This is a genomic window from Leptotrichia sp. oral taxon 223 (assembly GCF_013394795.1).
Classification (GTDB): domain Bacteria; phylum Fusobacteriota; class Fusobacteriia; order Fusobacteriales; family Leptotrichiaceae; genus Leptotrichia.
In genome coordinates, this window is sequence record NZ_JABXYU010000004.1 from 226,327 (window position 1) to 252,752 (window position 26,426).

At 32.7% G+C, this 26,426-nt stretch carries 26 protein-coding genes and 1 CRISPR repeat array; of the genes, 4 read left to right on the plus strand and 22 right to left on the minus strand.

Features of this window, described 5'->3' with window-relative positions:
• From HW275_RS11275 to HW275_RS11310, 8 genes are all read right to left on the minus strand, one after another.
• Positions 1 to 1,560: a Cas8a1 family CRISPR/Cas system-associated protein gene (locus tag HW275_RS11275; protein WP_255460105.1), complete on the minus strand. Its 1,560-nt coding sequence runs from the start codon at positions 1,558 to 1,560 to the stop codon at positions 1 to 3.
• A gap of 234 nt (positions 1,561 to 1,794) precedes the next feature.
• On the minus strand, positions 1,795 to 2,577 hold the full coding sequence (gene cas6, locus HW275_RS11280; protein ID WP_178936644.1) for a CRISPR-associated endoribonuclease Cas6: 783 nt from the start codon (positions 2,575 to 2,577) through the stop codon (positions 1,795 to 1,797).
• A 336-nt stretch (positions 2,578 to 2,913) separates the two neighbouring features.
• Positions 2,914 to 3,138: a CRISPR direct-repeat array (repeat unit 29 nt; unit sequence ATTTTAATAGCACAATTTGTATTGTAAAT).
• A gap of 771 nt (positions 3,139 to 3,909) precedes the next feature.
• Positions 3,910 to 5,457: a flotillin family protein gene (locus HW275_RS11285; RefSeq protein WP_178936645.1), complete on the minus strand. Its 1,548-nt coding sequence runs from the start codon at positions 5,455 to 5,457 to the stop codon at positions 3,910 to 3,912.
• 151 nt (positions 5,458 to 5,608) lie between these two features.
• Positions 5,609 to 8,257: a preprotein translocase subunit SecA gene (secA, locus tag HW275_RS11290; RefSeq protein ID WP_178936646.1), complete on the minus strand. Its 2,649-nt coding sequence runs from the start codon at positions 8,255 to 8,257 to the stop codon at positions 5,609 to 5,611.
• Between the two features lie 63 nt (positions 8,258 to 8,320).
• Positions 8,321 to 8,725 (minus strand): hypothetical protein, encoded by a 405-nt coding sequence (locus HW275_RS11295; RefSeq protein ID WP_178936647.1) that lies wholly within the window; start codon positions 8,723 to 8,725, stop codon positions 8,321 to 8,323.
• 153 nt (positions 8,726 to 8,878) lie between these two features.
• Positions 8,879 to 10,183 carry a thymidine phosphorylase gene (locus HW275_RS11300; protein ID WP_178936648.1) on the minus strand — a complete coding sequence of 435 codons (1,305 nt, stop codon included), beginning with the start codon at positions 10,181 to 10,183 and terminating at the stop codon, positions 8,879 to 8,881.
• Between the two features lie 179 nt (positions 10,184 to 10,362).
• The gene (locus HW275_RS11305; protein ID WP_178936649.1) at positions 10,363 to 11,403 is read right to left on the minus strand and encodes a BMP family protein; all 1,041 of its coding nucleotides are present in this window, start codon (positions 11,401 to 11,403) and stop codon (positions 10,363 to 10,365) included.
• 227 nt (positions 11,404 to 11,630) lie between these two features.
• Positions 11,631 to 12,845, minus strand: a complete 1,215-nt coding sequence (locus HW275_RS11310; RefSeq protein WP_178936650.1) for a saccharopine dehydrogenase family protein — start codon at positions 12,843 to 12,845, stop codon at positions 11,631 to 11,633.
• A 613-nt stretch (positions 12,846 to 13,458) separates the two neighbouring features.
• Here HW275_RS11310 and HW275_RS11315 point away from each other — a divergent pair.
• The 3 genes from HW275_RS11315 to HW275_RS11325 are packed head-to-tail and all read left to right on the plus strand — an operon-like array spanning position 13,459 to position 15,252.
• The gene (locus HW275_RS11315) at positions 13,459 to 13,671 is read left to right on the plus strand and encodes a hypothetical protein (RefSeq protein WP_178936651.1); all 213 of its coding nucleotides are present in this window, start codon (positions 13,459 to 13,461) and stop codon (positions 13,669 to 13,671) included.
• Positions 13,672 to 13,699: 28 nt separating this feature from the next.
• Entirely contained in the window at positions 13,700 to 14,479 is a 780-nt protein-coding gene (locus HW275_RS11320) for a hypothetical protein (protein WP_178936652.1), read from the plus strand.
• 11 nt (positions 14,480 to 14,490) lie between these two features.
• Positions 14,491 to 15,252, plus strand: coding sequence for a YARHG domain-containing protein (locus HW275_RS11325; RefSeq protein ID WP_178936653.1), 762 nt, complete (start codon positions 14,491 to 14,493; stop codon positions 15,250 to 15,252).
• Positions 15,253 to 15,595: 343 nt separating this feature from the next.
• Here HW275_RS11325 and HW275_RS11330 read toward each other — a convergent pair whose 3' ends face one another.
• The 6 genes from HW275_RS11330 to HW275_RS11355 are packed head-to-tail and all read right to left on the minus strand — an operon-like array spanning position 15,596 to position 18,285.
• Positions 15,596 to 15,919 (minus strand): hypothetical protein, encoded by a 324-nt coding sequence (locus HW275_RS11330; RefSeq protein WP_178936654.1) that lies wholly within the window; start codon positions 15,917 to 15,919, stop codon positions 15,596 to 15,598.
• A complete protein-coding gene (locus HW275_RS11335; protein WP_178936655.1) occupies positions 15,897 to 16,268 on the minus strand; it encodes a hypothetical protein in 372 nt (123 codons plus the stop codon). Before HW275_RS11335 ends, HW275_RS11330 begins: the two co-directional genes overlap by 23 nt.
• 12 nt (positions 16,269 to 16,280) lie before the next feature.
• Positions 16,281 to 16,598 (minus strand): hypothetical protein, encoded by a 318-nt coding sequence (locus tag HW275_RS11340; protein ID WP_178936656.1) that lies wholly within the window; start codon positions 16,596 to 16,598, stop codon positions 16,281 to 16,283.
• A 16-nt stretch (positions 16,599 to 16,614) separates the two neighbouring features.
• Positions 16,615 to 17,040, minus strand: coding sequence for a M15 family metallopeptidase (locus HW275_RS11345; RefSeq protein ID WP_178936657.1), 426 nt, complete (start codon positions 17,038 to 17,040; stop codon positions 16,615 to 16,617).
• Positions 17,041 to 17,526, minus strand: coding sequence for a cytoplasmic protein (locus HW275_RS11350; protein ID WP_178936658.1), 486 nt, complete (start codon positions 17,524 to 17,526; stop codon positions 17,041 to 17,043). It lies immediately after the preceding gene.
• A gap of 51 nt (positions 17,527 to 17,577) precedes the next feature.
• Complete coding sequence (locus tag HW275_RS11355; RefSeq protein WP_178936659.1) at positions 17,578 to 18,285, minus strand: hypothetical protein; 708 nt, start codon at positions 18,283 to 18,285, stop codon at positions 17,578 to 17,580.
• 176 nt (positions 18,286 to 18,461) lie between these two features.
• Between HW275_RS11355 and HW275_RS11360 the strand changes: the two genes are divergently transcribed.
• Positions 18,462 to 18,671 carry a hypothetical protein gene (locus HW275_RS11360; protein WP_178936660.1) on the plus strand — a complete coding sequence of 70 codons (210 nt, stop codon included), beginning with the start codon at positions 18,462 to 18,464 and terminating at the stop codon, positions 18,669 to 18,671.
• On the opposite strand, the gene HW275_RS11365 is transcribed toward HW275_RS11360, so the two are convergent.
• The 8 genes from HW275_RS11365 to HW275_RS11400 are packed head-to-tail and all read right to left on the minus strand — an operon-like array spanning position 18,668 to position 26,415.
• Positions 18,668 to 19,663 carry a hypothetical protein gene (locus HW275_RS11365; RefSeq protein WP_178936661.1) on the minus strand — a complete coding sequence of 332 codons (996 nt, stop codon included), beginning with the start codon at positions 19,661 to 19,663 and terminating at the stop codon, positions 18,668 to 18,670. The two genes, HW275_RS11360 and HW275_RS11365, sit on opposite strands and share 4 nt — an antisense overlap.
• A gap of 3 nt (positions 19,664 to 19,666) precedes the next feature.
• Entirely contained in the window at positions 19,667 to 20,290 is a 624-nt protein-coding gene (locus HW275_RS11370; RefSeq protein ID WP_178936662.1) for a putative phage tail protein, read from the minus strand.
• The gene (locus HW275_RS11375) at positions 20,287 to 21,372 is read right to left on the minus strand and encodes a baseplate J/gp47 family protein (protein WP_178936663.1); all 1,086 of its coding nucleotides are present in this window, start codon (positions 21,370 to 21,372) and stop codon (positions 20,287 to 20,289) included. The genes HW275_RS11370 and HW275_RS11375 overlap by 4 nt, the downstream gene beginning before the upstream one ends.
• A gap of 14 nt (positions 21,373 to 21,386) precedes the next feature.
• Positions 21,387 to 21,803, minus strand: coding sequence for a DUF2634 domain-containing protein (locus HW275_RS11380; RefSeq protein ID WP_178936664.1), 417 nt, complete (start codon positions 21,801 to 21,803; stop codon positions 21,387 to 21,389).
• The gene (locus tag HW275_RS11385; RefSeq protein ID WP_178936665.1) at positions 21,800 to 22,207 is read right to left on the minus strand and encodes a DUF2577 domain-containing protein; all 408 of its coding nucleotides are present in this window, start codon (positions 22,205 to 22,207) and stop codon (positions 21,800 to 21,802) included. Before HW275_RS11385 ends, HW275_RS11380 begins: the two co-directional genes overlap by 4 nt.
• Positions 22,167 to 23,261 (minus strand): hydrolase, encoded by a 1,095-nt coding sequence (locus HW275_RS11390; protein WP_178936666.1) that lies wholly within the window; start codon positions 23,259 to 23,261, stop codon positions 22,167 to 22,169. The genes HW275_RS11385 and HW275_RS11390 overlap by 41 nt, the downstream gene beginning before the upstream one ends.
• A 2-nt stretch (positions 23,262 to 23,263) precedes the next feature.
• Complete coding sequence (locus tag HW275_RS11395; RefSeq protein WP_178936667.1) at positions 23,264 to 23,917, minus strand: hypothetical protein; 654 nt, start codon at positions 23,915 to 23,917, stop codon at positions 23,264 to 23,266.
• Positions 23,917 to 26,415, minus strand: coding sequence for a tape measure protein (locus HW275_RS11400; protein ID WP_178936668.1), 2,499 nt, complete (start codon positions 26,413 to 26,415; stop codon positions 23,917 to 23,919). The genes HW275_RS11395 and HW275_RS11400 overlap by 1 nt, the downstream gene beginning before the upstream one ends.
• Positions 26,416 to 26,426: the final 11 nt, after the last annotated feature.

Sequence of the window (26,426 nt, forward strand, 5' to 3'; positions counted from 1 at the left end):
TTATTCATTCCCTTCTTTTTTATCTGTCTTATTTTCATTCTTACTTTTATCTTCACCTAATAAACCTAATAAAAATCCATGTCCTAATGTCTGAAAATTTTCATCATTTAAAAGTGCTTTAGCAAAAAGTGAGCTGATATTTTTTCCTGCATAAGCATGAGCTGAAATCAGAGCATCCATAAACATATCAACATTATTAATTCTCAAAGCATTCTGAAGTCTGTATAACAGACTTCCAATCTTTTTATCATTTCCACTTTTTCTTATATATTCTTCCCTAAAAATCATTGCATCTCTTCTTATATAGAAAATATCTTTTTCTGTTAATTCTTCTGACGTTTTCTTATTTTCCTTTTTTTCAATTATTTCTTGCTTATCCATTTTCTTCAACCTCCTGATATAATCTAAATTTATTTTTAGTAAATCTTCTATATTTTTTAATTTACAATACAATTTTGTTTTTGAAATTTTATAGTAACATAATTTGTTTATTAGCGAGAATAAATTCTGATTATTTAACAATTCTGTTATTGTCGTATCGTAAATATTAAAATATCTTTTATCAATTAAATACCATTTATCTAATAAATCATCTAATTTTTCTTTATTTTCAGATAAAAGCTTTAAAATATTTCGTGATAACAAAGTAAACTTATAGTGTCCTTCCTCAAACTTTACAATCTGAATATCTGATAATTCATATTTTGTATTGTCTTTTTCCTTCTTAATTTCCTTTAATAAATTTTTATACAGATTTATATTCTTTTCTTCTGACTCATCTTCTAAAATATTATATGCAATTCCATTGTTTATATTACATAATTGATCTATATTATGATTTGCGTTTACAAATATTCCTTTATCGGCTCCATATATAAATCCTGCCGGAACGCAGGAATAAACCAATGTAACCAAAGGAGTTACTGCAATATCATTTACAAAATTCCAGACATGTGATGGTTTTCTACTCACATCAAAACCTGTGTCATTTAAAAATCCTAATGTATTTTTATAATCCTTCATCTGCATATTTGAAATTACACATTTATATTTAAATTTAGATTTGTCAGCATTAACATATTCTAATGCAGGTTCTACAAAATATGATTTATATTCGTCATAAATATCTTTAGCGGCATTTGCCCTATTTAAAAATGATACACTGCTCCAAGCATTGTTTATTATTACATAAGCTATATTTTTGGCAGCAAGATAATTTTTTACATTTCCTTCCTTATCAGTTATTTTCCTTTTAAAAAAATCAATAATCTCCTTCATAGTCTTAAGATAATTTTTTACATTATCATTTGAAATTTCAGCAATATTTTCTTTAGGTTCTTTTATTTTTTTTAATTCCTTTTCCAGTCCTAAAATTTTATTAGTTCCATTTTTTTCTATGAAATCATATGCCTTTTTATAACTTTCAGATTTGATTTTAGCTTTAAAGAATGTAATTTTATCATTTATCATTTTTAATTCATTAATACTTCTAATTTTTTCTCCATTCTCCTCAAATTCATCAATATATTTCTCAAATTCTAAAATTTTACCATAAGTCAATGTTTTTCCATATCTTTTTATAAAAAAATTAAAGTATTTATACTCGAAGTTTTCCAAAACTTTTGGAGAAAATCTTATTAAGCGATTTTTATCATCTATTTCCAGTTCTCCATTATTCCTTGCTTCTTCTCCAAGAATATTTATAAATCCTAATAACCCAGCATTAAATAATCAATCCTTCAATTTCAATTCTATTTTTTCATCACTCATTTTTCTTCCTTTTCTTAATTTAAATTATTTCAATTTTTCCAGCATTCCGAATCCACTTCCAGTTATGCTCCCAATCCCTGCATTATAAATATAATCCAAAATGTAACTTTTTCCTTCCAATTTCAATATACCAACTGAAGTATCCAAAAATTTACCATTAAATTTATTTTCATAATTTAAAGTTTTATCTTTTTTAGTTTTATCATAATGCTTAACAACAACCTTTTTAGTCTGACTTGAATCTATTATCAAATCTTCAATATCTTTTTTTACATATTCTCCTTTTAATTCTTTAAGTTTTAAATAAAGATTTCTTTTTATAATTTTAGAAAATTTATCATCTGTCCCTGTATAATAGGTGTCTTTTTTAGTTTCTTGATCATGATCACGGCAAACTATTGGAGACATAGTTTTAACAATTAATATGTTATCCTTTATAATTTGCCTTGGTAAAATCGAAATATTAGTAACCACAACCTTTGTCTCTTCTGAAATTTTTATCTCTTTAAACCTGATACCTGAAAAAGCATTATAAATGTTTAAACTATCAACATTATCATATGCCGAAAGGTTAACGATAATCTTTTTTTCCTCTCCTAAAAATTTAACTTTATCCTTTTCAAATTTCACATTTCGAAAATAAGCTGACCATGTATAATTTTTCTGTTTTGCAGATCCAAAAAATTCTTCAAAAATTTCATTATCACATTTTTTCAGTCCTGTTTTTAAGACGCATAAAATTTTTGATCTCCAATTTATAGGAAAGCTGCTACCTTCTGTTAATTCAATATTAATCTTAAATCTCATTTTCTTATTGTACCTTTCTTTCCATTATTTTTTTCTTTGAAATATAATAATATATTATATCCTATTTTTTATAAAAGTAAATACTTATATAATAAACTTTTATTATTATTTAATAGATAATTTTCTTAGATATTAAATATTATTAATCTGTCGATGCCCAATAACTAAAAAATTCCTGTATACCGACAAATTCTTAAAATTACTGATTTTTATTGACTTTCTTAAATATTTTATTTTGAAAATAAAAAATCATCTTTTAAAATTTTTGGAAAAAATTAAGTATCGACAAAATTGTTAAAAAATGATATTATATTTAGGGTAACTAATAATGATATGATTTTAATAGCACAATTTGTATTGTAAATCTTTTATACTTTCTGTTATACCATTTTCATAACGTGATTTTAATAGCACAATTTGTATTGTAAATGTATTCTTTTATTTCTGTCAAGCATGTAAGCCTCGACATTTTAATAGCACAATTTGTATTGTAAATACCTTATCAGAAATATGTAAATTTAGGTTACTTTGAATTTTAATAGCACAATTTGTATTGTAAATATATTCTCATCTAAAAATAGGTACATTACTGTAAAGAAATTATCACAGGCATTTAATAATAAACCAAATAATATAATATAATAGGTGATAGAAATGACAGAAGCATTGAGATAACAGAAGAAATTTTAAAGTAAATAAGAAGCGGTTAGAAAAAAGTGAAGATTAATGTATGCAGTGGAATTAAGAGGATTAGGTAAAAAAAACTGAAATATTGGGTGTCAATGAAAGAACAGAAAGGTTCGAGAAGTATACAAAGTTTTAATATGATGTAGCTACAGAAAAAGCCGACAGCAAAAAAAGCGGGCGATGAGGAAGTTAGACAGTTTAAGTGATTTGAGGCAGAAAACAAAAATAAAAAATCTAGATAAGACAGTAAGGCTGATGCTTTAAAATGAAGCAAACTTTGGAAGAATTGAACCGTGCATTATTGCTAATGCAATATAACAAGGTTAGTCCCTATATCTCCTACCAGCATAAAATTATAGCAGGATATTGTAATTCTAGTCGAGCGGCATAGAATAAATCAAAGAATTTAAATATCATAATATCACACATACGCTGCATACACTAAAAATGAACCCCATTGAACAAATTTGGAAATAAGTCAATTGGGGTTATAGGGTTTGGTAATAAAAATATTCAAGACGCTAAATGCTGTGGTTATACTATAAATTCACTTAAGATGAATTAGTAAAAAGCATAATTCTTTATGAATAGATTTTATACACTATTTAAATAGGGTTTAATATAAGAATATAATAATTCCTTTTATTATTTTTTATTTTTTCCAGAATTGACACCATTTTCACTTTCAGAATCTAATCTCTCCTTATCAGAAATTATTTTCCCTCCAAGCATTCCAGCCAGTACAGATTTTAAGTCAATTCCTGTCGAATCCGTGATTCCATCATTAATTTGGGCGATTGATTTTGTAATATCTCCAACTAACTTGGAAGTATTACCATCACCATACATTGTGATTTTGTCAATGTTGTTAAGCGGAGATGCAATATTTTTAGAGATTTCTGGCAGTGCTTTGAAGTACATTTCCATAATTGCGGCATTTCCGTATTTTTTCATTGCGTCGGCTTTTTTATCTATCCCTTCCGCTTCGGCAAGTGCTTTTGCTTTTATTGCTTCGGCTTCAGCAAGTCCTATTTCACGTTTACTTTGAGCTTCTGCCAATGCTTTTAGTTTAATGCTTTCTGCTTCTGCCTGAGCCTTTAATTTTATGCTTTCAGAATCAGCTTCCGCCTTAATTTTCAAAGCTTCTCCTTCCTGTTGCGCCATTATTTTCAAGGCTTCTGCTTCTTTCGTCTTTTGGTAAAGGATTGCTTCTGCTTCCCGCTGTTCTTCAATCAGCTTACTTTCAGCCTGTTTTGTCTTTCTATAAAGTTCTGCGTCTGATTTTATCTGGTTGTCAACTTTGATTTCAGCTTCCAATTTTGCCTGGTTAGTTTTTATTGCCTGTGTTTCACGGGTAAAATTACTTTCCCCCTGAACTTCTTCCAGTTCTTTTCTTTTTCTCTCAGTTTCAAGCTGGTAAGTCATGTCTGCAGAGGCTTTTTTCGTATCTGACTCAATTTTTAAGTCGGCTTTTTTTATTTCTAGTTTATTAGTTTTTTCAGCAATTTCTTCTGCCACTTTTAATTCAATGTCTTTTGCTTCCTTATCCGCATTTGCCTTTGCAATAGCGATTTCCTTTTCAGCCTGAGCTTTGGCGATACTTGCATCTTTTGAGATTTTCGAAATGTTTTCAATTCCCAAGTTGTCAATCACGCCTTTTTCATCCATAAATGACTGCACAGCGAACGAAACTACTACAAGCCCCATTTCACGCAAGTCTGGCGATACATTCTCCTGAACCTTCACATTAAATTCTTTTCTGTTCTGAACCATATCCTTCAAGTTCATCTGCCCAATAATTTCACGTAAATTTCCTTCCAGCACTTCCTTTACAGACTCTCCAATATATTCACTCTTTTTATTCAAAAAGTTTTTAGAAGCAATATTCAAAATTTCTGGCTCCTGTGAAATTTGCAATTTTACAATTGCATCAGCCTTTATATTAATAAAATCATTTGTGGGTACAAATACTGATGTATTAACATCTACAGAAAATAATGATAAATCCAGATAATCGACTCTTTCAAAATATCTCAAATAGAAAGCCAGTCTTCCAATTACAACTCTTCTTTTAAATCCGCTAATAAATGCCGCCCTGTCCATCGGTACACGAATAAATCCGATAAGCGAAAATATAAAAAAAATAATCAGAACAATCGATATCGGAACAAAATTTCCTAATAAAAATCCCATATTTATCAACTCCATCTTCTAAGTTTTATTTTTTGTGTTCATTTTCAACTATAATCAATAACTCTTATCAAAAACAAAAAAAATATTCCAAAATTTATAAAATTATAAATATTTTTTTATTTAAATTAGCAAGTTTTTTTATCGTTCAAAATTAGACATTTCTTCTTTCACGTTCTCTTCTTTCTCTTCTTGAAAGCGGACGATGCGTTTCATTTGGTACATCATCGCCTATCATTTCATTTTCTTCGTGTTCATATCTTACATTTGAAACTTCTTCATGAGTCAAGTTGTTTGTATCCTCTTCACTACGAACTCTTAATTTTAAGATAAATGAGCTTGTTTCACGTTTTATTGCGTCAATCATTTCATTGTAAATCTCATAACCTACAATTTTATAATCATGAATAGGGTTTCTTTGCCCGTAAGAACGTAGCCTTATTCCCTCACGCAGTTCTGTCAAATCCTTCAAATGTTGTCGCCATTTGGAATCCAATACTTCCAGCATAATATATCTTTCAATTCTTCTAAATATTTCTTCTCCAATAGCCGCTTCCTTTTCGTCATAAATTCTTACCAGATCATTGTAAACTTTGTCTGAAATCTCATCTGCACTTGCATTTGCCAAATCTTCCGAAATTTCATATTCAAATGTTTCCTGAAGTTTATCTGACAGCAAATTAAAGTCTTTTTCGCCTTTACCTTCACCAACATAGGCAGAATTTACAATGTCATCCACAGTGTCTGAAATCATGTTTGTAATTAACTCTTTCAAGTTTTCATTTTTCAAGATGGCATCCCTCTGCTCATAAACAACTTCCCTTTGAGTATTATTTACATCATCATATTCAATAAGGCTCTTTCTTGATGAAAAGTTTCGACTTTCGATACGTTTTTGAGCATTTTCAACAGATTTACTTATTTGTTTGTGGCGAATTTCCTCATCTTCGTCAATTTTTAGCATTTTCATCATGCTTTTCAGCCTATCTCCACCAAACAGTCTCATCAAATCGTCATCAAGTGACAAATAAAACTCTGACATTCCTGGATCCCCTTGACGTCCCGCACGTCCTCTTAACTGATTGTCAATACGTCTGCTCTCGTGTCTTTCTGTACCCAAGATAAACAATCCGCCAGCTTTAATCACCTTTTTCTTGTCTTCTTCACATTCCTTTACATATGCTGCATAGACATCTTCATACTCAGGCGTACCTTTTACCGCAACTTTTGCAGCAAACGACTCTGCATCTCCTCCAAGTTTAATATCCGTTCCACGTCCTGCCATATTTGTTGCAATCGTTACTGTTCTGAAACGTCCTGCCTGTGCAATAATTTCCGCTTCCCTTTCATGATGTTTTGCATTTAGTATTTCGTGAGGAATTTTAGCTTTCTTCAATAATGCGGAAACTTCTTCTGAATGCTGAATTGAAGCCGTACCGACAAGAACAGGCTGACCCTTGTGATAAAGTTCCTCGATTTTTCTTGCAATTGCTTTATACTTGGCATTTTTATTCATATAAATAACATCGGGTAAATCTACTCTGGCAACAGGCTTATTTGTGGGCACTACAATAACTTTTAAGCTATAAATTTGTTTAAATTCGTCTTCTTCCGTTTTTGCAGTTCCCGTCATTCCTGACAATTTTTCATACATTCTGAAATAGTTTTGTAATGTAATTGTTGCAAGCGTCTGATTTTCTCCAGCAACTTCCAATTTTTCCTTTGCTTCGATTGCCTGATGCAGCCCATCTGAATACCGTCTTCCTTCCATAAGACGCCCAGTGAACTCATCTACTATAATAACTTCATTGTCGTCATTGATAATATAGTCCCTGTCCAGTTTAAACAATTCCTTTGCTTTCAATGCCTGTGTCAAAAAGTGGGTAAGTTCTACATATTCTGGCGAGTATAAATTATCTATTTTTAATATCTTTTCAACATTTTTAATTCCCTTATCAGTAATTGTAACTGTGTGCGATTTTTCATCAACTTCATAATCTTCCCAGTCCTCGTCAGGAATTACAGTATTTTTCTTATCCTTAATTTCTTCAGTTTTGTAGCTTCTTTTTAATTTTTTTGCAACTTCTGCAAAAGTGTTGTACCATTCTGTAGTTTCTTCGGCCGCTCCCGAAATAATAAGCGGAGTTCTTGCCTCGTCAATTAGGATTGAGTCTACCTCATCGACAATAACATAGTTATGCCCACGCTGCACTTTTTCGTCAAGCTCCCCAACCATGTTGTCCCTCAAGTAATCAAATCCAAATTCATTATTCGTTCCATAAGTAATATCACAGTTATAGGCGGCTTTTCTTTGTTCTGGTGTAATATTTCCAACAACAACTCCAGAAGTCAGTCCCAAAAACTCAAAAAGTCCTGCCATAATATCTCTATCCCGTTTTGCAAGATAGTCATTAACCGTTACAACATGCACTCCTTTACCTGGCAATGCGTTTAAATAAATTGGAAGCGTTGCCATCAAGGTTTTTCCTTCCCCTGTCTTCATTTCCGCAATGCAGCCTTTATGAAGAATCATTCCTCCGATGAGCTGAACATCATAGTGACGCATTCCCATAAGCCTTTTTGAAGTTTCCCTGACTGTCGCAAATGCCTCAACCAATATATCATCAAGCGTTTCCTTTTGCAGTCTTTCCTTAAATTCAACTGTCTTATGACTCAGCTGTTCATCTGTCATTTTTTCAAAAAGCGGCTCAATCTCATTAATCTTATCCACCAATTTTTGCATTTTCTTGATTTCTCTCTCATCTGATGTACCAAATATTTTTTCTCCTAGTTTTTTTAACATTTTTTTGATTTTTCCTTTCGTATATTAAATTTCTAAAGTTACAGGTTATAAAATATTTGATTCCTATTCTCTTGTCCGTAAATTATTTTCATCTTTTTTCATTAAAAAAGCGCTGATATTTCCAATATTTTTTGGAATTTTATCAGAATTTTTATAAAAGACAGTATTTTGATTTTTTTTAAATAATAAAAAAAGGCTATCTTTCTGTTTTCCTTTTTCCTTTTCCTTACGTTTCCCAATTTTTTTCAGTTCCTGTGTCAATCGCCTGTTATTTACACTTTCAATCTGATTAATTTTCACAATCAAATCCCGAATATCCTCATGGCTCAAATTATTCTCATCCACAAAAACACTTAATTTACGGCTAAAACTAGGTGTCCCCAAAAGGCTCGAATAAGTCATCATAAAGAGGAGGCAAGTCATAACAAGCAGTACACTTTTCCTTTTATCTATAACTATTTTTCTCACTCCTGAAATTTCAATATTTTAAATTTATTAAAAACTTATTTATTATATCATTTATTATGCTTTTTGTCTATTATAAAAAAATGCCTTTGACAGAATAAAAAATTAAAAATTTAACTTTGATAATTCCATCAAATGCACTTATAAGACTTAAAACTATTCTATTATTTCTAAAATCGCCCTTGGTTTTTCGACTTCTTCTGGCGTTATCACAAATGCATCCAAAATCATATTTTTGGATTCTTGAACATTTTTGTCATCATTGTAATAAATTTCCGCTATTTTTTCATTTTTTCCTGTTTTTTCTCCAACTTTTCTAAAAATATTTATTCCAACTGCATGATCAACTTTATCTTCCTTTTTAGCACGTCCAGCACCTATAATCATTGCGGCTTTTCCAATTTCCTCTGTCTTTATTTTTTTTACATATCCTTCCTTTTCAGAAAAAACTTCCATTACAGATTTGGCTTTTGGCAATAAATCATAGTTATTGATAAGTTCTTTATTTCCGCCACTTGCTTCAATAAACTCACCTAAAATTTTCAATGCGCTTCCATTGTTTATTACTTCATCAATTTTGCTCTTAGCCTCATCAAAGTCCTTTACGTCCCCTTTTTCCTTCAAGGCAAGGCTTGCAATTGTATAAACAACTTCCTTCAAGTCATCTGCACAGTTCCCTTTCAAAAACTCAATTGCTTCAGTGATTTCATTTGCATTTCCGATTGAATATCCCAGCGGCTCATCCATATTGCTAAGCACAACCTTAACCTTTCTCTCAGCGCCTTTCCCAATCTCAATCATTCTTTCTGACAGCTTTTTAGCCTGCTCCAAATCCTTCATAAAGGCTCCATCCCCAACCTTTACATCAAGAATTATAACATCCGAATAGATTGCTAATTTTTTACTCATAATACTGCTTGCAATTAGTGGTATGCTTGGTACAGTTGCTGTTACGTCACGTAAGGAATACAACTTTTTATCAAGAGGGACAATGTTGTCGCTGTAGCCCATAAGCCCTATTCCAGTTTTATTGGCAATTTTTACAAGTTCTTCTTTTGTAGTCGAAAATTTAAATCCTTTAATTGACTCAAATTTATCAATTGTTCCTCCAGTATGTCCAAGCCCTTTTCCAGACAGCTTCACATTCCCCATTCCAAGTGCAGACAAAATTGGAGAAAGTACAGCAGTAACCTTGTCCCCAACTCCACCAGTACTATGCTTATCCACTAAAAACCTATTTATTTCATCAAACTTTATAACATCACCAGAATCCCTCATCAGCATTGTAAATTTCAGCAATTCGTCCTGTGCCATATCATTGAAATAAACTGCCATAAGAAATGCTGACATCTGATAATCAGGTGCATTTCCAGCTAAATATTCATTTAATAAAAACTCCAGTTCCTTGTCAGAAAGCTTTTCGTTATCACGTTTTTTTTGGATTATATCAACTATTCTCATAAAAAATCATCTCCTAAAAATTTTAAAAATAAAAAGACAAAAAGGTTGCAAAAGAATGGAATCAGCCAATTTCCACTCTTAAACAACCATCTATCACTGCATTTAGCATTCAAGTAACTTATTTCAGCAAATTTTTACACTCTAAATTTTACATTCTGAACTTTGAAAAATGCTTGTAGCTATAATGTAGATTTTACTTGAATTTTTCCATCTTTAATATCCTGTTTGATTTGTTCAAGACGTTTGATGTTTTCTTCACCAATTTTATCTTTTGTAAATTCAAAGTTTGTAGTTCCTAATCCGTTTTCCTTGATTCCAAAAGTTTGTATTTTTGGTTCAAATTTTCCATCTACAACAGATTTTATAATGTCAAATACTGCGTTATCGACATATTTCACCATAGATGTCAAAATTATTCCTGGATATAAGTTGTCCTGGTTAGAATCTACTCCAATTCCATAAACATTTTTTTCCTTAACTGCCTGGAAAACTCCTAGTCCGCTTGCCCCAGCGGCATGGTAAATAACATCTGCACCTTGTTGAATTAATGTTTCAGTTTTAGCTTTAGCCGATGCTTGATCATTGAATGAATTATTCCCTCCGATATAAACAGGCAAAACTTTTATATCAGGTTTTACATATTTCGCACCTTGTTCATATCCTGCATAGAATCTCTTAATCAGTTCAGTTTCATTTGCACCCACAAATCCAATAGTTCCTGTTTTGTCCATCATTCCAGCCAATGCTCCTACCAAGAATGATCCTTCGTGTTCCTTAAACAAAATAGAGGCAACATTTGGTAAACCCTCTACAGTTTCATCAATTATCGCAAATTTTTGATCAGGGAAAGTCTTAGCGACTGCGACTAGCGAATCTTTCATGCTGTATCCAACTGCAATAATCAAGTCAAATTCTCCAGATTCAGCAAATTGCGTCAAGGCATTTTTTGCTTCAGTCGACGGATCTTTTGGCTCGTACTCTTTAAAAGTGATTCCCAATTCCTTCTGAGCTTTTTCTAGTCCTCTGAAAGTTGCATCATTAAACGATTTGTCACCTTTTCCACCAGTAGAATACACTACTGCGACAGCTTTCTTAGAATTTGCCGCATCTGCAGATGTTTTACCATCTTTCACTTGTTCACCAGTAGCTGGTTTATTTCCACAAGCTACAACTAACATCAGTGCAAAAATTACACTAAAAATTGTTACAATCTTTTTCATTTTCTCCTCCTAAAAAATTTTTATATTTTCTACTTTTAATTATACCCTATTTTTTTCAATTTTAAAATAGTATTTTCATAATTTTTTTAAAATTTTTTATAAAAAAATCAAACTATCAAATTCCACGTCATCCAATAGTCTGATTTTTTCAAAACATTATTTTACTAAAAATTTAATTTCTATATTGCTAAAAACGCTTTAACAGCAAATTAACCCAAATTCTTCAACTAGTCAACCAACGTCGGATTGAAGTCCTCAACCCAAGGCAGTCCAAATTTATTAAGCGCATCCATAAATGGATCTGGATTCATTTCCTCCACATTGAATACTCCCGGTTTTTTCCATTCTCCAGTAAGCACCATTGCGGCTCCAATCATTGCGGGTACTCCTGTTGTGTAGGAAATCGCCTGTGAGCTGACTTCCTTGTAGCATTCCTGATGATCGCACACATTATACACATAATAAGTTTTTTCCACGCCGTCTTTTTTACCTCTGAAAATATTTCCGATATTTGTCTTACCTTTTGTTCTAGGCCCAAGTGAAGCTGGATCAGGCAATACCGCTGTTAAAAATTGCAATGGTACAATTTGCTTTCCTTCAAATTCTATTGGCTCAATCGAAGTCATTCCAACATTTTCAAGCACTTTTAAATGAGTAAGGTAACTTTGCCCAAAAGTCATAAAGAATCTAATTCTTTTAATCCCTTTAATATTTAATGCAAGTGATTCCAATTCTTCGTGGTGCAGCAAGTACATATCTTTTTCACCAATTTGTGGGAAATTATACACCCTCTTGATTTCCATCGGCTTTGTTTCCACCCATTTTCCGTCTTCCCAGTAACTTCCATTAGCCGTAACTTCCCTAATATTAATTTCAGGATTAAAGTTTGTTGCAAACGGGTAACCGTGATCCCCTGCATTTGCATCAAGAATGTCAATGTAATTTATTTCATCAAAATAATGCTTTTGTGCATACGCTGAAAATACTCCAGTAACACCTGGATCAAAACCACTTCCTAAAATAGCTGTAATTCCAGCCTTTTCAAATTTTTCCTTATAAGCCCATTGCCATTTGTACTCAAATTTCGCTGTGTCCAAAGGTTCATAATTCGCTGTATCCAAATAATCAGTCTTAGTTTCTAAACAAGCATCCATAATTGTCAAGTCTTGATATGGTAAAGCCACATTTATCACAATATCAGGCTTGTATTCATTAATCAACGCCACCAGTTCAGGCACATTATTAGCATCAACCTGTGCAGTCTGAATCTCAATTCTTCCAGCATACTTGCTTTTTTCAATTCTTTCCCTGATTTCATCACATTTTACTTTTCTACGGCTGGCTATCATAATTGAACTAAATACTTCTGAATTTTGTGCACATTTATGGCAGACTACATTTGACACTCCTCCAGCTCCGATTACTAACGCTTTTTTTCCCATTAATTTTCCTCCTCAATATAAACTTATTCTCATAAATATTATTTCAAAACTTTCCTAACCAGTTATTTCCAATAATATTCCTCCGTTTTTCTTTGCCCATATTATACTGTAAAATTTTTATTCTGTAAATTACTTTTTTTTACTTTTTTACAATCTCATAATATTAAAAAAATTATTTTATTTAAAATTTTTAGGTATTAATGTATCAATAATTATAAAAATTAATCTCAAATTAACCTTTATATAAGCAAAAAAAAAAAATGGGTGGTATACTTATAAAAGTATTATATCACATTAAATTTATAATTATTTATTTTCTAATATTTTATATAAATAAAACACCGATATTTAATTCAAATACTCAATAATTATCTGTTCAAAATTCTTTGTTGAAAAAGTAAAAATTAAGAATTTGCTCATTATTTATCAAGTTTTGATTATATGAATACACTTAGAAAAAATAATTTGTACATTTTTAATTTCAATAACATTTTTTGAAGAAGGGAGGTAAAACAAAACTTTTCGAAATATAGTTTAAGTTTTGAAATAGATTATTATGACTAAAAAAATTTTAATTGCAATAATAGCGTTGATTATTGGAATAGGAGCTGGATTGCTGTATAGTCGTTATCAACGTTATTTGTCCAAATCTCAAGTACATACAATAACTTACCCAACATCTGAAGAAGATTGTGACAAAACAATAAATAGTTATCGGCAACAAATTATGAGAGCCTATGATTCAGAAGATGAAGCTGAATACAAGAGACTTAACGATGAAGCCGAAAAAATAACAAACCATTGTTTGAATTTAATTAGTAACTAAACAATAAAAATTTTAGGAGGAAAAAATTATGCAAGAAAAAGAAATTTTTAGATTTGAAAAAAGTGGAATGAAATCAAAAGGTGCTTGGACATTTGTTGGATTTGGAACAATAGCATTATTTGGAGGAGGAATTTATTCTTTTATCGGTATATTAATGCTCGCTTATGGAATTTATTTATTAACCAAAAAAAGTAAAGTAATTGTTTATACAACAGGATTTGTTATTTCGGAAGGAAAAGATTTGAAAAATATTTCTTTTGATAGAGTTTTAGGAATTAAAGGCGAATTAGGGCAAAAAGTAAAAATTTTATATTTGAAAAAACCATTTTCAGCATACAATGAAAATGAATTAAATAATATTTCAAATAATTTGAATACTTTATCAGAATCAATTATTTTTGATGACGAATTATTGGAAAAAGATTTCATTAACGTATTTAACATTATAAAAGAACAATTTAAAAATTATGTATTTGAACATTACAACAATGATTTAGAAAAAATTATTACTTCTCCATATTTATTTGAACAAATCAGCAATGATAAATTAAATTTCACAAGAACTAAGTTTTGGGGTGGATTAGCTGATGAAATTATACAGTTACAATATGGAGATGCTATTAATGTAACTACAAGAAAAAAAGCCTATGTGACTAATGGTAGAGGTGATATAAGACAGGCAGGACAAAGTTTTGAACCACAGTGGCAATTTGCTTCAACATCAACAAAATGCGATACAATTAATCTTATTAATGCTACAATTATTCAAGAAATATTGTCTAAAAAATATAATATAAAATTTATTTAAGGGAGATTTTTATGAAAACAATATTTTTTATATTTACAGTTTTATTAATACTGACAGGTTGCGGTACTCAATCCGAAACACAAAACGAAAAAAAATCTCTAGGATTGTCTGAAAATGAATTATCAGAATATACTAACAGATTAAGAAATTTTCTAAAAACTAATAAAGATCAAGTTAATCAACAAGATTTACTAAATGAAGATGGAACACCAAAAATAACTTGCTCTCAAAAAGATGTTTTATTAGAAGCATTACTGACTTCACCCGATGCAGTAACGAATGGTAATTCTATACCACTTATAGCAGGGATGCTATATGCACAGCAATTAAAGATTATTAATGAAGCTGCTTGTTATAATTCTGACGGAACTATTACTGCACCTAAAAAAGAAACAGATACAACAGAACAAGCAACTTCAAATCCTTCTGAATACGAAAATCAAAATACCTCTGAAAATTCTGATTCAACTTTATCAACAAATAAAAATACAAATGATTTAGATTTAGAAGATTTAAATAATTTAAAACATGAAGTTATGGATAATGGAAATGAATCTGCATTTAATAAATATAGTAAATATCAATTGAAAATTTTACGAAATATGATGTTTGCAGAAAGAGGGTTTGCGTTTAAAAAAGGTGGAGAAATGAGAACATATTTTGAAAACAAGTCTTGGTACTCACCAACAATTGAAGATCAATCAGAAATTCAATTAAACGACTATGATAAAGAATTCGTACTTAAACTAAAGAAATATGAGGGAATTGACTAAATTTAAGAAATACTCAGGCAATAAATCACATCACTGTTTGAGTATTTTTTATTTAAATTTTCTTAATATTATTATTCAAAAACTCTTTATTTCCAATACTCCCACCCTTTTTTCAAATTTTAACAATTATACATTTACGTATATGTTGACTTTTGGCATAAAGGATTTTTTATTTAATTGATTTTAATTTTTATATAATTTTAGCACCATAAAATCAGGCTTCATAAAATAGAAAATAAATATTTCGTATACTATTTGTATACTACTAGAAAATAATTACAGCAATTTATTTAAATGGGAAGCAAAAAAAACAGGGTAGCTATTAATTTGGCTACCCAAAAATTTATAAAAATAATTTCACAAGTTTTTTCTTGTTTTCCTTTATAGTTTCATCGCTTTCCTCAAACACTCCGAATCTGTCGAATCCAACAGTTATCATTAAAGCAATAAAATTTGTACCTATCAGAAGTATTAAATCTTCTGTCTTCGACTTCTCCTCTATGGAATCAAATATTTCTTTGTTGCTTTCGTTTTTCAGCTTGCTCCGCAATAGGTTTAAATTCTGCCTTCTTTGATAACCTCTTAATTTCAGTGTGATTACGGAATTTAGAAATATCAGTGCAAACATTATGATTACAAATTTCCTACTTCTGTGATATATTTTCATCTTTATCATCCCTCTTCTTGACAAAACCGAGCTTTTCCAGCAGAAGTTCCAAAAATCCTGTGCTTATGCCATATCTTTTTTTGTTTATCGTCTCAATAATTGCTTCTCCAAAAAAACCAAATAACGGACTAAAGGGATATAAATATCCCGCTTTAAAATGCCCGATAACTTTATTTAAAGATAGTGTAATTGACATAGTCATTCCTGCTACAACAAATCTTTTTAAATACGGTTTTACAGGTTTATTGTCCACAATTTTTTGTGCCACTACTCCAAATAGCACACCACTAAAAAATAGTATCAGGAAAAGTCCGTGATTGTCTATTATTACTTTTAAATCCTCTATCATTAATTATGCTCCTTATATCCCTATTGCTGTTTTTTCTTCCCCAAGTATTTTGTGTATTATTTCATCCACATTTACAGTTTTTTCAAGTGCTTCAGCACCTTTTAGTAATAAATCTTCGGTAAATTTCTCAATGTCATCAGGGATATATGGATTGTTTATATCCTGTGCCTTTTTTACAAAGTCCTTAAACTTTCCAAAAAAGTTGTTTTTAACAGCTTCCAGTTTTTCTATTCCTTTTTTAGCCCCAAAGATTATTTCCTTTTCTAAAACTTCTTTTCTTGTAAAATCTACCAGCATTCCTATTAAAATTACTTGTAATTGTTTATCCATTTTTATCGTCTCCTTTTTATCTTATTTCAATGTGCGGATAATCTTTAAATTTTTTCCAGTCTCCGCCCCATTCGATATTTATTTCCATTTTCTCTGCAACAGCTTTTAAATGATCTGCAACTTCCCGGTATTTCTTCTCGTTATCCCAATCAATTTTTCCCGGAATTGTCGGATCATAAATTGCAAAATCAACCGCATGTCCGTAACCGTCACTCTTAGCTTGATGATTTGACTTAGCTCTATAACCATCACAGTTTGTTACAATTTTTCCAGGTTTTGTCCTTCCTTGCCTATACAGCTCCCTCTGATATTCCGCGGTTCTCAATCCTTGAACTAGCATAAAGTCATGAGGGCTATCCACTATCGCTCTTTTGAACAGTTCTGAAAGCTTGGGATGTACTCCTTCCAATCTGCTTAAACTTAGTTTACTTAATACATACATTTAAATCACTTCCTTTTCTTTTATTAATTCCATATCTTTTAAATACTTAAATAATTTTGAGGGATTGAACTGATAGCCAACCCTGTCTTTTAGAGATTTGCATTTATAAGTCAATGTAAATTGCAGGGCATAATCTATCGCATTTAAACAAAATTCACTGCAAAAATATTTGTCAGCATCTTGTACCTTGTCAGCATAGAAAAATTGCCCTAATATTCCAAGATAATCATAACCTTTACCTTGTGCTGTTTTAAAAAATTCTATGACATCTTTAGCTTCTACGTTGTTGGGCAGCTCATAAATATCCATGTTTTTTTGATATTCAAATTTTCTTGTTCTAACTCCACCAGGATTAGATAAGAACACCTGTCCGTCATAGATAAATTCAGTGTGTGAATATTTACCTAGTGTCCATAGTGCTATCAAATGCCCTATCAGTCTCTTGGGCTTATGGAAACTGATATAAAGTTTGTTTTTTTCAAGCATAAATACCTCCTTTATTCGTGTGATTAATCGTGCGACTTTCTCATGATTAATCTACATATTTTTATACGCTTTTTCATATCTGTCTTTAGCGTCATACTCTTTCAACTCTGCGTCCGTTAAATTCTCTAAATTATGAGATAACAGTGTTTCCGTTGTCATAGCTTTAGTAGTATGTAATTGCATTATATTTGCCATTTTCATCATATCCTGCAATGTTAAATTAACATACTTTTCGGTGTTATCTTTAGTGTAAAATTTCCAGTTCTCAAATTCTGTCTTTTTCATTGCTTGACACATGACGACAATTCTAGTTAAGTTTGACTGGTCTATGCTCCTGTTATTCTGCAAATATTTCACGCCACCTACTTCAAATTCAAACGGAGCTACGTCGTATGCAAGTCTTAACTCATAGAGTTCATTTTTTATCTGTTCTATGCGTTTTTCCCTATTTAACTTGATAGTGTTATTTTCAACATACTCGCATTCAGATAGTTCAACCGTTTTAATTTTATTATTTTCTATGAGTTCATTATCTGCAAGGGTATATTTCCCAACGGCATACAGTTCTTCTTTTGTCATTTCTCTGATGGTTCCTGCAGCTAAAATCGGATTTTGAAATTCTGTATTGGAGCAGACATGCCTCGTGCTATCCCAGTCGGGATAAAATAAAACAGGACTATCTTTAAAATCTTCCAAGCTTGTCGCAACAGGATGTGCGATAACCTGTAAATTATTTTTATCGTATATATTTATTATCATAATTTACCTCCTTATTATTTTTTATTTTTTTTGTTCTCTTAATCTGTGTAAATTGGAAAATTTATTCAAAATTACAGAATATAAGAACTTAGCTTTAACTAACGTGAATCACGGAAATGCAAATGGGTATACTATAGGAAATAATCGCTATGTTCCATTTTCACGACGTTTCCCCCGTGAGTTCAAACGGAAATACTACAATTTGCAAACTTCCTGTTTCTCCAATTTCAGCATTCGAAGGTACGGCAGCAATCATTCAGAATAATCTTCGTGCTGAAAGATTTTCAGTCAATAAAAACGGAGAAGTCAAAGTCGTCGGAGATGGAACTATAACAGCAAATATTAAATATAGTTTCAGCTTTAGCTTTCCTTTTGCTATTAGTTAATACCCGATAGCAGTCCAGAAAAATCCAGCTTTTTCGCCACCGCCGCCACGTTGTCGCATTACTTGCAGTAAGAATTTTTCTTTAGTGATATTTGACGAGACAAAAGTAACTTCCAAACTTTCATCTGAATAGTTGTAAATCCCTGAAATTTGGACATTAACACATTTCTGTTTAAAAGTTTTTGGGAAATTAATATTTTTAGTAATAGATGCCCCAGGTGTACTTGAAAGTCCTTCAAAATAGTTTTCTCCCCACTGGATTATTAGACCATCTGGAAATTCAATATAATTATTTCCCATTGTGTGTAAATTTTCCAATTTCTTTGCATTTTGATAGTCCGAAATTGGAATAAATTTTGACCCCTCAAAATAAGTTAAATTATTTTCAACAGTCGGAACAACCATCTGTTTATTTGCCTTATCATAGTACGCTATTCTTACTTTTTTAATTCCCGCATCCTGCAATAATCCCCCATATCCGTCTGTACCCATCCAGTTCATTTTTTCTTCGTGCTTGATATAATCCTGTAAAGTTGACAATGTGACCAAAGTAGATGGATTAATTGCCATTGTCGCCCCATTTGAATTGTTTATTTCAGTAATCAAATCAATCTCGACTGTGGCCAGATTAATTCCGTTTGTTGCCGGCATTGTATCAGCCTCTGACGCTCTTGTTACACTGTACAGTATTTCGTTCCCCGAGTCTATTTTTCCGTACAGTCCTATTGTTTCTATTTTATATGCACTGTTAACAGACGCATTTGTAAATATCGCATTCAGCCTTACTTTAGTACCTTCCTGGCTTACTCTCGACAGATTGACTGTCTGCTTTATTTCGTCAATATTTATGAGCTTTGATACATCAGTAGTATCACCGTACACCTTACTTGATGTTACCATTCTAGTAAAACTGATTTGCTTGTTATTTCCAAGAGCATTTGCTATCAGCGAACGACCGTTATCCGTTACTGTCGTATCTCTAAAAATTGCCATTTTTTAACCTCCTATCACATATTTTTTACTGTATATAAATCCTGAAGTGGCAAATATTTTAAATACCGCATCAGGTAATTTTGCCCTTATTTCATATTTCATGTAATTTATTACCCCGTTTGTTATGTATATCCTGTTTTCAGTTTTCGGAGTGAGTATATTAATACTATTAAATCCTAAATTTGCAGGCAATATTGTCTTTAGCATGCTGTTCAGTTCGTCATATTTTTTCGCATCGTCAAACTTCGTAGTAATTCTAAGCTCATATGCGTTAAAATTGGGTCTCAGTTCATAGTTTCCTGCTCCGCAAAGCTGGTCCATTCTGTTTACAAGTACACGCCACGTATATGGAATTTGGTCGTTCCAGTATGTTAAAACTCTAAAAATTCTAATCTCTAACGTGTCATTTTCATATCTGTGCAGTCCCAGCATTCCCTCAAACTTGCTTATCCCATCCTCATCACAATACTGTATGAACTGATTATTAAATACCTTTTTAAATAAGTTCCACAAGATTTTAAACTCGGGTTCCTCACTTTGCATTATCCGTCTAATTTCCCTGTACTCCTGCATAAAACTAGGCAGGTATTCCAGCAAGTTCACGTTTATGATTTCTAAAAACCTCATACTGTAATACCTCCCCATACAGGAATTTCATATTCAGTAAGTTGTAAATTATTAGAACTCCCATTTATTGTCGTGTTCTGAATATCTAAAATTCCATTTACGTCAAGTATTTTTGCTTCTATCCTTGATACTCTTACAACAAGATTATTACTCACTTTTTCATTTTTTAATGCCCAGGTTTTTCTAAGCTCCAACAAGTAATTCTTTATTACTTCCTCAACTTTTAATTTTACGAGCGACCACGAGAAGTTAGGCTCAAAAGAAATAGTAGTTGTGATATTTACTGGAACTTTTGTTGTTCCTTGAACTGTTACAACATGCCCTATCGGAGCAACGCCCAAACCTTGTGCATCTTTTGTTGGATCTATAATATCTTGTACTTTTTTAATTAAGGTAGTGCTCGCTTGATTGAAATCGCTATCCAGTATTGTTAATAAGACAGTTCTGCCTCCATTCCATACTGGAGTTACCTTAACAGCTCCGACACCTTCTATTTCATGCACTTTTAACTTGTAATCAGAAATATTCCCACCATAAGCCTTCATGTTAAAACTGTCAAAGTATCTTTTTCTGAGTACTTCTGTTCCCTCTTCATCTTGTCCTGGAATTAAAAGTTCTGTTATTTCAGCACGTCCTAGATTACTTATATAGTCAATTGGTATTATTTTACCAGTTTTTGCATTCCCAATCCTTCCTGGACTTTCACACTCCAGTTCATATTCATAAAGATTTGTAGCGGTATTGTGCTGGATAAATTTTACTGCCGTGTAATTCAAGTCTTCCAAACTGAAACGACTCCCTAAAGGTATCTCAATATCAAAAATACCTTTTAAAATAGCCTTACTTGCCTTGTATGGAGATATTCCACGTTCAGAAGCTCTACGTATTAAGTTTTCTCTACTTGCTGTATCTCCAAATGTTTCCTTTATGAAATCCTGAAGCACAAAATACATGCTTTCCAGCTCCATTGCCGCTGGAGCCAAAGCGTCCCATATTACAGAGCCTTCCCGCTTATCCAAGCTGTTCGGAATCCTTGCAAGCATTCTTCCCATTATTTTTTCATAAGTCACAACTTCAAACATATTATCCTCCTTCCTTAGATTATTGTTACTGCCAGCCCATTATCAATCTGAATTTTCCCAAACACTGTTTCAGCAATAAATTTCTTAATCAGAACTGTACCTCTCTCACTTTCAGTATCGAACTCAAAAGTATGTACCGCTGTTATCCTGTTATCCTGTAACAATGCTTCCGAAATTCTACGTTCCAGTTCCACGACACAATATTCAACAGGCATGCCAAATAAATCCTCAAGTTCAATTCCATAATTCCATGAATATATTATGTATTTATAGCGTTCTGTGCGTATTATTTTATAAATTGCCTGCTCCATAGCCTTTTGACTGTCAACAAATCCTAAAATATAGTTACCTTTGTAAAGTTCCATTTTATAAGTTTTCGTTGGCTGTTCTTTCACGGTTATATCCGCACTCGTTTTAATTTTGGGTATCATAGCCACTCACCTTCTGTTTGTGGATCATCAATTCTGTCAAGGACAATAAATTTTTGTCCTCCTTGCTGTCTTATCAGTAGCACACCTTCCCCAACTTTTAAACCATTATGAACTGTTATTTTCTTACGCCCTTTGTACTCGTGCTTATGTTTTTTTATATCGGTCATTGCGCCTTCGACAACTTCCATTTCTTCAGTGGAATGCCCGACAGTGATGTCGATTTGATAATCCTTTACCAGATGTGTCAAAATAAGCTCATCTTCTTCGAGAACAGGTACGTTTATATCAAGCCTTATAGTAAGCGGAGCAACACTTTCAACTTTCCCCGCATAGATTTCAGAAGGTTTATTGTATTCAATTGCATTATTTATCATTTTCTTGAGTGCTTGTTCTAATTTCGCCATCGTGCCCCTCCTCTTTACCTATTTTTCCTTCCAAGTCCAAATCCATAAAGTATTCCTTGAATCCAAATTTATGCGTAACTTTGTCAACTAGCATATAATTTGCGAGCTTGAACTCAGCAACATCCATATAGACAATAAAAGAAGAACCTCCACGAATCCTTACATCACCGAATATTCCTTTCAGTTTCAAGGTTTTGGTTCTCTGATTATAGTATTTAAGCATTTTATTCGCACGTTCTCTTCTTTCGGCTTCTGTTGCATTGCTTCTGTTCACTTTCTCAAAATACTGTAAAAGTCCCCACTTAGTAATATTTTCGCTGTCGAACACCTGGTATTTCTCAAGTTTTTTCTCTTTATCATTTACGTAGTCAAGGACTACCTGATTATAGGTTTCTTTGTCAATACTACTTTCAAAGTCAAAGTCTTTCCCTGAAGTGTTGTCAAATATTAAATCTTTTATTTTAAGGCTTTCAGTTTCCTTCAAAGTCAACTTCCCGTAATCATCGTAAATCACATATCTCTTATTTGTAAATCTCAAAGTGTCACTCAAAGCCCCTTGAATCATGTCAATTAAAGTTGTTCCGTCCTCACGTCTTTTCTCGAATACATGCTTTGTGTCTTCTATTTCTCCAAGCGTGAGCTTAAAGTCTGCCGCTATCATCTGCACGATTTCACTTGCTTTTTTACCTTTGAAAACATAGTATGCTTTGCTTTTTAAATATCTCAGCTGATCATATGCTGTTATTGTCACGATATTATTTTTCCCAAGTTTTCTAGTAAATACATAGCCTAAGAATACATTTTGGCCTCGATACTTTAAACTTACCTGATCACCTTCCTGAGCCTTTTCATCGAAAATCATTTTGAATGTAAGTTTCCCTGGTGCAGCTTTTCTTTCTAAAGACAGCTCAATACTGTCTGTAACAACTGGCGAGATTATGGTTTTGGTGCTTTGGCTTGCTACTACCAACTCAATATCCTTTTCCATGTCATAGCTTTCTTCATTCGGCTTTGATATAAAGGATTTTATTTTATTTTTTACGTCCTCAAGCATTTCTACCACAACCTTAATTTATCTGTTACAAATCCAGTTAAGGAAGAAATCCCATTTATTTCCATAACTGTTTCAAGCTGATCAAGTCCGCCAGTTTCACGTCTTATGACTTGCCAAATTTTATCGCCATACTTCATTTCCTTTATCCTGCTTTCAACTTTATCTGTCCATCTCTGGTTCTGTGTACTCACAGTTCCATCCGCATTCGCTATGTATTGTTTTGGACGGGGGTCTATAAATTCTTTCAGTTTAATTTCCACATATACATCCATACCCTCTTCAGCATTTTCTTCAACTGAAAAATCTTCAAGTGATACTTTCAAATTTGTGTTGAAATAGGCTTGTGCGGAATTTGGATAGGTTCTTATTATAATTAACTGAAAAGGCTTAGCTCTTTTTTTTAGATTCTTTAACTTATTTAAAAAGTAGCTCGGTTTTTGATAAAATCCTAAGTATCTGGCAAATGGGTAACGTTGGGAAGGAAGCATAAATTTAAAACTTATTTCTTGCAATCCTTCCTGTTTTAACATATTAAACTCCGCATCATTTATCAAATTGATAATACTGTTCATATTCTTATGCGAAATATTAACAGATGAAGGCGCAACAGGCAAAAGTACCTTGCCAATATAAAATATATATCCCTGTGTTCTCATCAGTCACTATGCACCCCTTCCGCTCCAGTATAGACATGTTCTGCTAACCTTTCACCAAGTGCGTCGATAAAATCATCAGCGTCTGCCTGTTCTGAAATATTGTTGTAGTTTGTCATATCTATTTTTATTTCTGCAGTTGTGAATTTGTTTACATATTCCCTTTCTGCAATGTCTCTTAGATATTTCATATCCTCATTCATGTCATCCATTTTATCGGCCATTTTACCTGTGTTATCGGCTGTTTTTTTGTTATTGGGGTCTTTTCCACCCCCACCACCTTTTCCGCCTTTTCCTTTATCTCCACCTGATCCTTTATCGCCACCAGCTCCTTTATCTACTGGTTTGTTTTTTCCCATGTTCATTAACTCTTCTTTGGCTTTATCAAATCCATCAGTTATGCCTTTGATTCCGTTTCTAACGTCACTTTTACCCTTGTCAAAATTTCTATTTGGGTCGTGGAGCTTCGAATTGGTTAGCTGTCCAGCACCGTTCATGACACCTTCCATTAGACTTGAAGGGTCTGCGTATCCTGCATATCCAAATTTCGGTGCCTGCTTTTGTGCCACTTTCACTCCGTTAGCGTCCCCGTAAGCCATAGCTTGAATGTGTTGAGCTGGGGTAAATGAAGCACCACCTCCTCCACCCACTCTGCCAAGACTTATTTGAAGAGCTCCACCGTTTGAGAAATGGGTACCGATAACAGAATCCACAACTTTACCGATTTCATTTAATCCCCGCAAAAATCCATTGACGAAATTCTCAACCATTCTTGCAAGTGAATTTATCGCATTGGCAAAAGCGTTGTGGAATCCATTCGCAACAGTTACCGCTGCTCTACCTATAGCGTTATATCCATCTATAAAGCCGTTTGCAACTCCAACAAAGAAATTGTAAATACCTTTAAGGATATTGCTTATAGTTACTTTTAACCAAGCCCAGACCATTGCCGCACCGTTAACCATCCAGTACCAGCCTTGTAAAAGTGCGTTTACAAGCCATACTCCCGCATTCCATATTCCTATGAATACGTTTACTATTAATGCACCCAGTCCTATGAATGCAAGTATAACCACTGATACAAAAATCACTATTATATCCCAAATTATGATGAATATATCTACAACTACCGCACATAGCCAGTACCACATTCCACCTACTGTTTCTAATGCACTTTGAGTCCCTGTTGCCCATTGAGTTATGGCTACTGCCGCCCACAGTATTAAAACTATAAGGCCGACTATGATTGCAGCAATCCAGGTTCCAGGAAAAGCCCAAGCGGCCGCATTTGCTTCAGTTTGTGCTGCAGAATATCCATGAAGGGCAAATGTTAAAGCTATTTTAGCTATTGTCAGGATAGTTGTTGCTACACTCTGTGCTGTTTTAGCCGCCACACTCAGCCATTCTAAAGCTGTTGAGATTCCCTGCCATATCACATAAGTCATCAATGCCGCTGTAACTCCATAAACAACTGGACTTATTGCCTGCCAGTTATCAGCTATAAATTTACCCGCCATAGCAATCCCATTAAAAATACCTTCAGCAACTGTTTTCAAACCTACGAAAGCAATTTTCATATTTGTCACGAAAGAATCAAATGCTCTAGTGTTTGCAACTCGATTTATTATTTTCAGAATACTATCCAGTTCTTTTAAAGCAAAGTTCTTTGCTAAAATCCAAGCATCTTGCCATAACAATGGGAGCAGTTTAAATTTCATATTTATATCATCACTTGCATTAAATAGAGCATTTTTTATTATGTCCGCTGTTATTTGCCCTTCGGCTCCTAGCTTTTTTAATTCTCCTAATGAAACGTTCATATGCTTGGCTATGGCTTGAGCTACCATAGGTGCTTGCTCTAATACAGAATGCAGTTCATCTCCCTGCAATTTTCCGGAAGCCATTGCCTGTGTCAGCTGATACATTGCAGCTGTTGCCGCTTGGGCACCTGTTCCAGATATTTTAAAAGCTTTCTGCATGAGATTCGTGAATCTAACTATCTCTCCTGTATTGCTAAAAGCGTTTCCTGCAAGCAATCCTAGTTGTGCTACTTGATCCATAGTTTCTGTATACGCAACTCTTGCGTCATTTGCTGACTGATAAATCTGTTCTTTCAGCTGTTCAGGTGCGTCCGTTATCAAGTTAAGCCTTGCTGTTATCTGCGCATTCTGGTCTGATGCCTGAAGTAATTGTTTTGCACCCATAACCCCTGCTATCGCTGCCCCTACCTGCATCATTTTTTTCTGTATTTTATCAACAATACCGGGCGTCTTACTTAAGTTATCGTTTACCGCTTTACTGTCGCCTTTCATTTTTTGCAGTTCATTTTCTGCTAATGCCAACTGCTGTCTTGCGGCTGTTAAATTAGTGGTATTAATATTCATAGATTTTCCATCAAGACTGGATAGGCTGTTTACAGTTGCACTTATAGCGTTATTTATCGCCGTGAACGTTTGTGTCATTCTGTCATTCAAAATTATGCTGTTCTGAATTGTAGCCATTTTTCGCACCT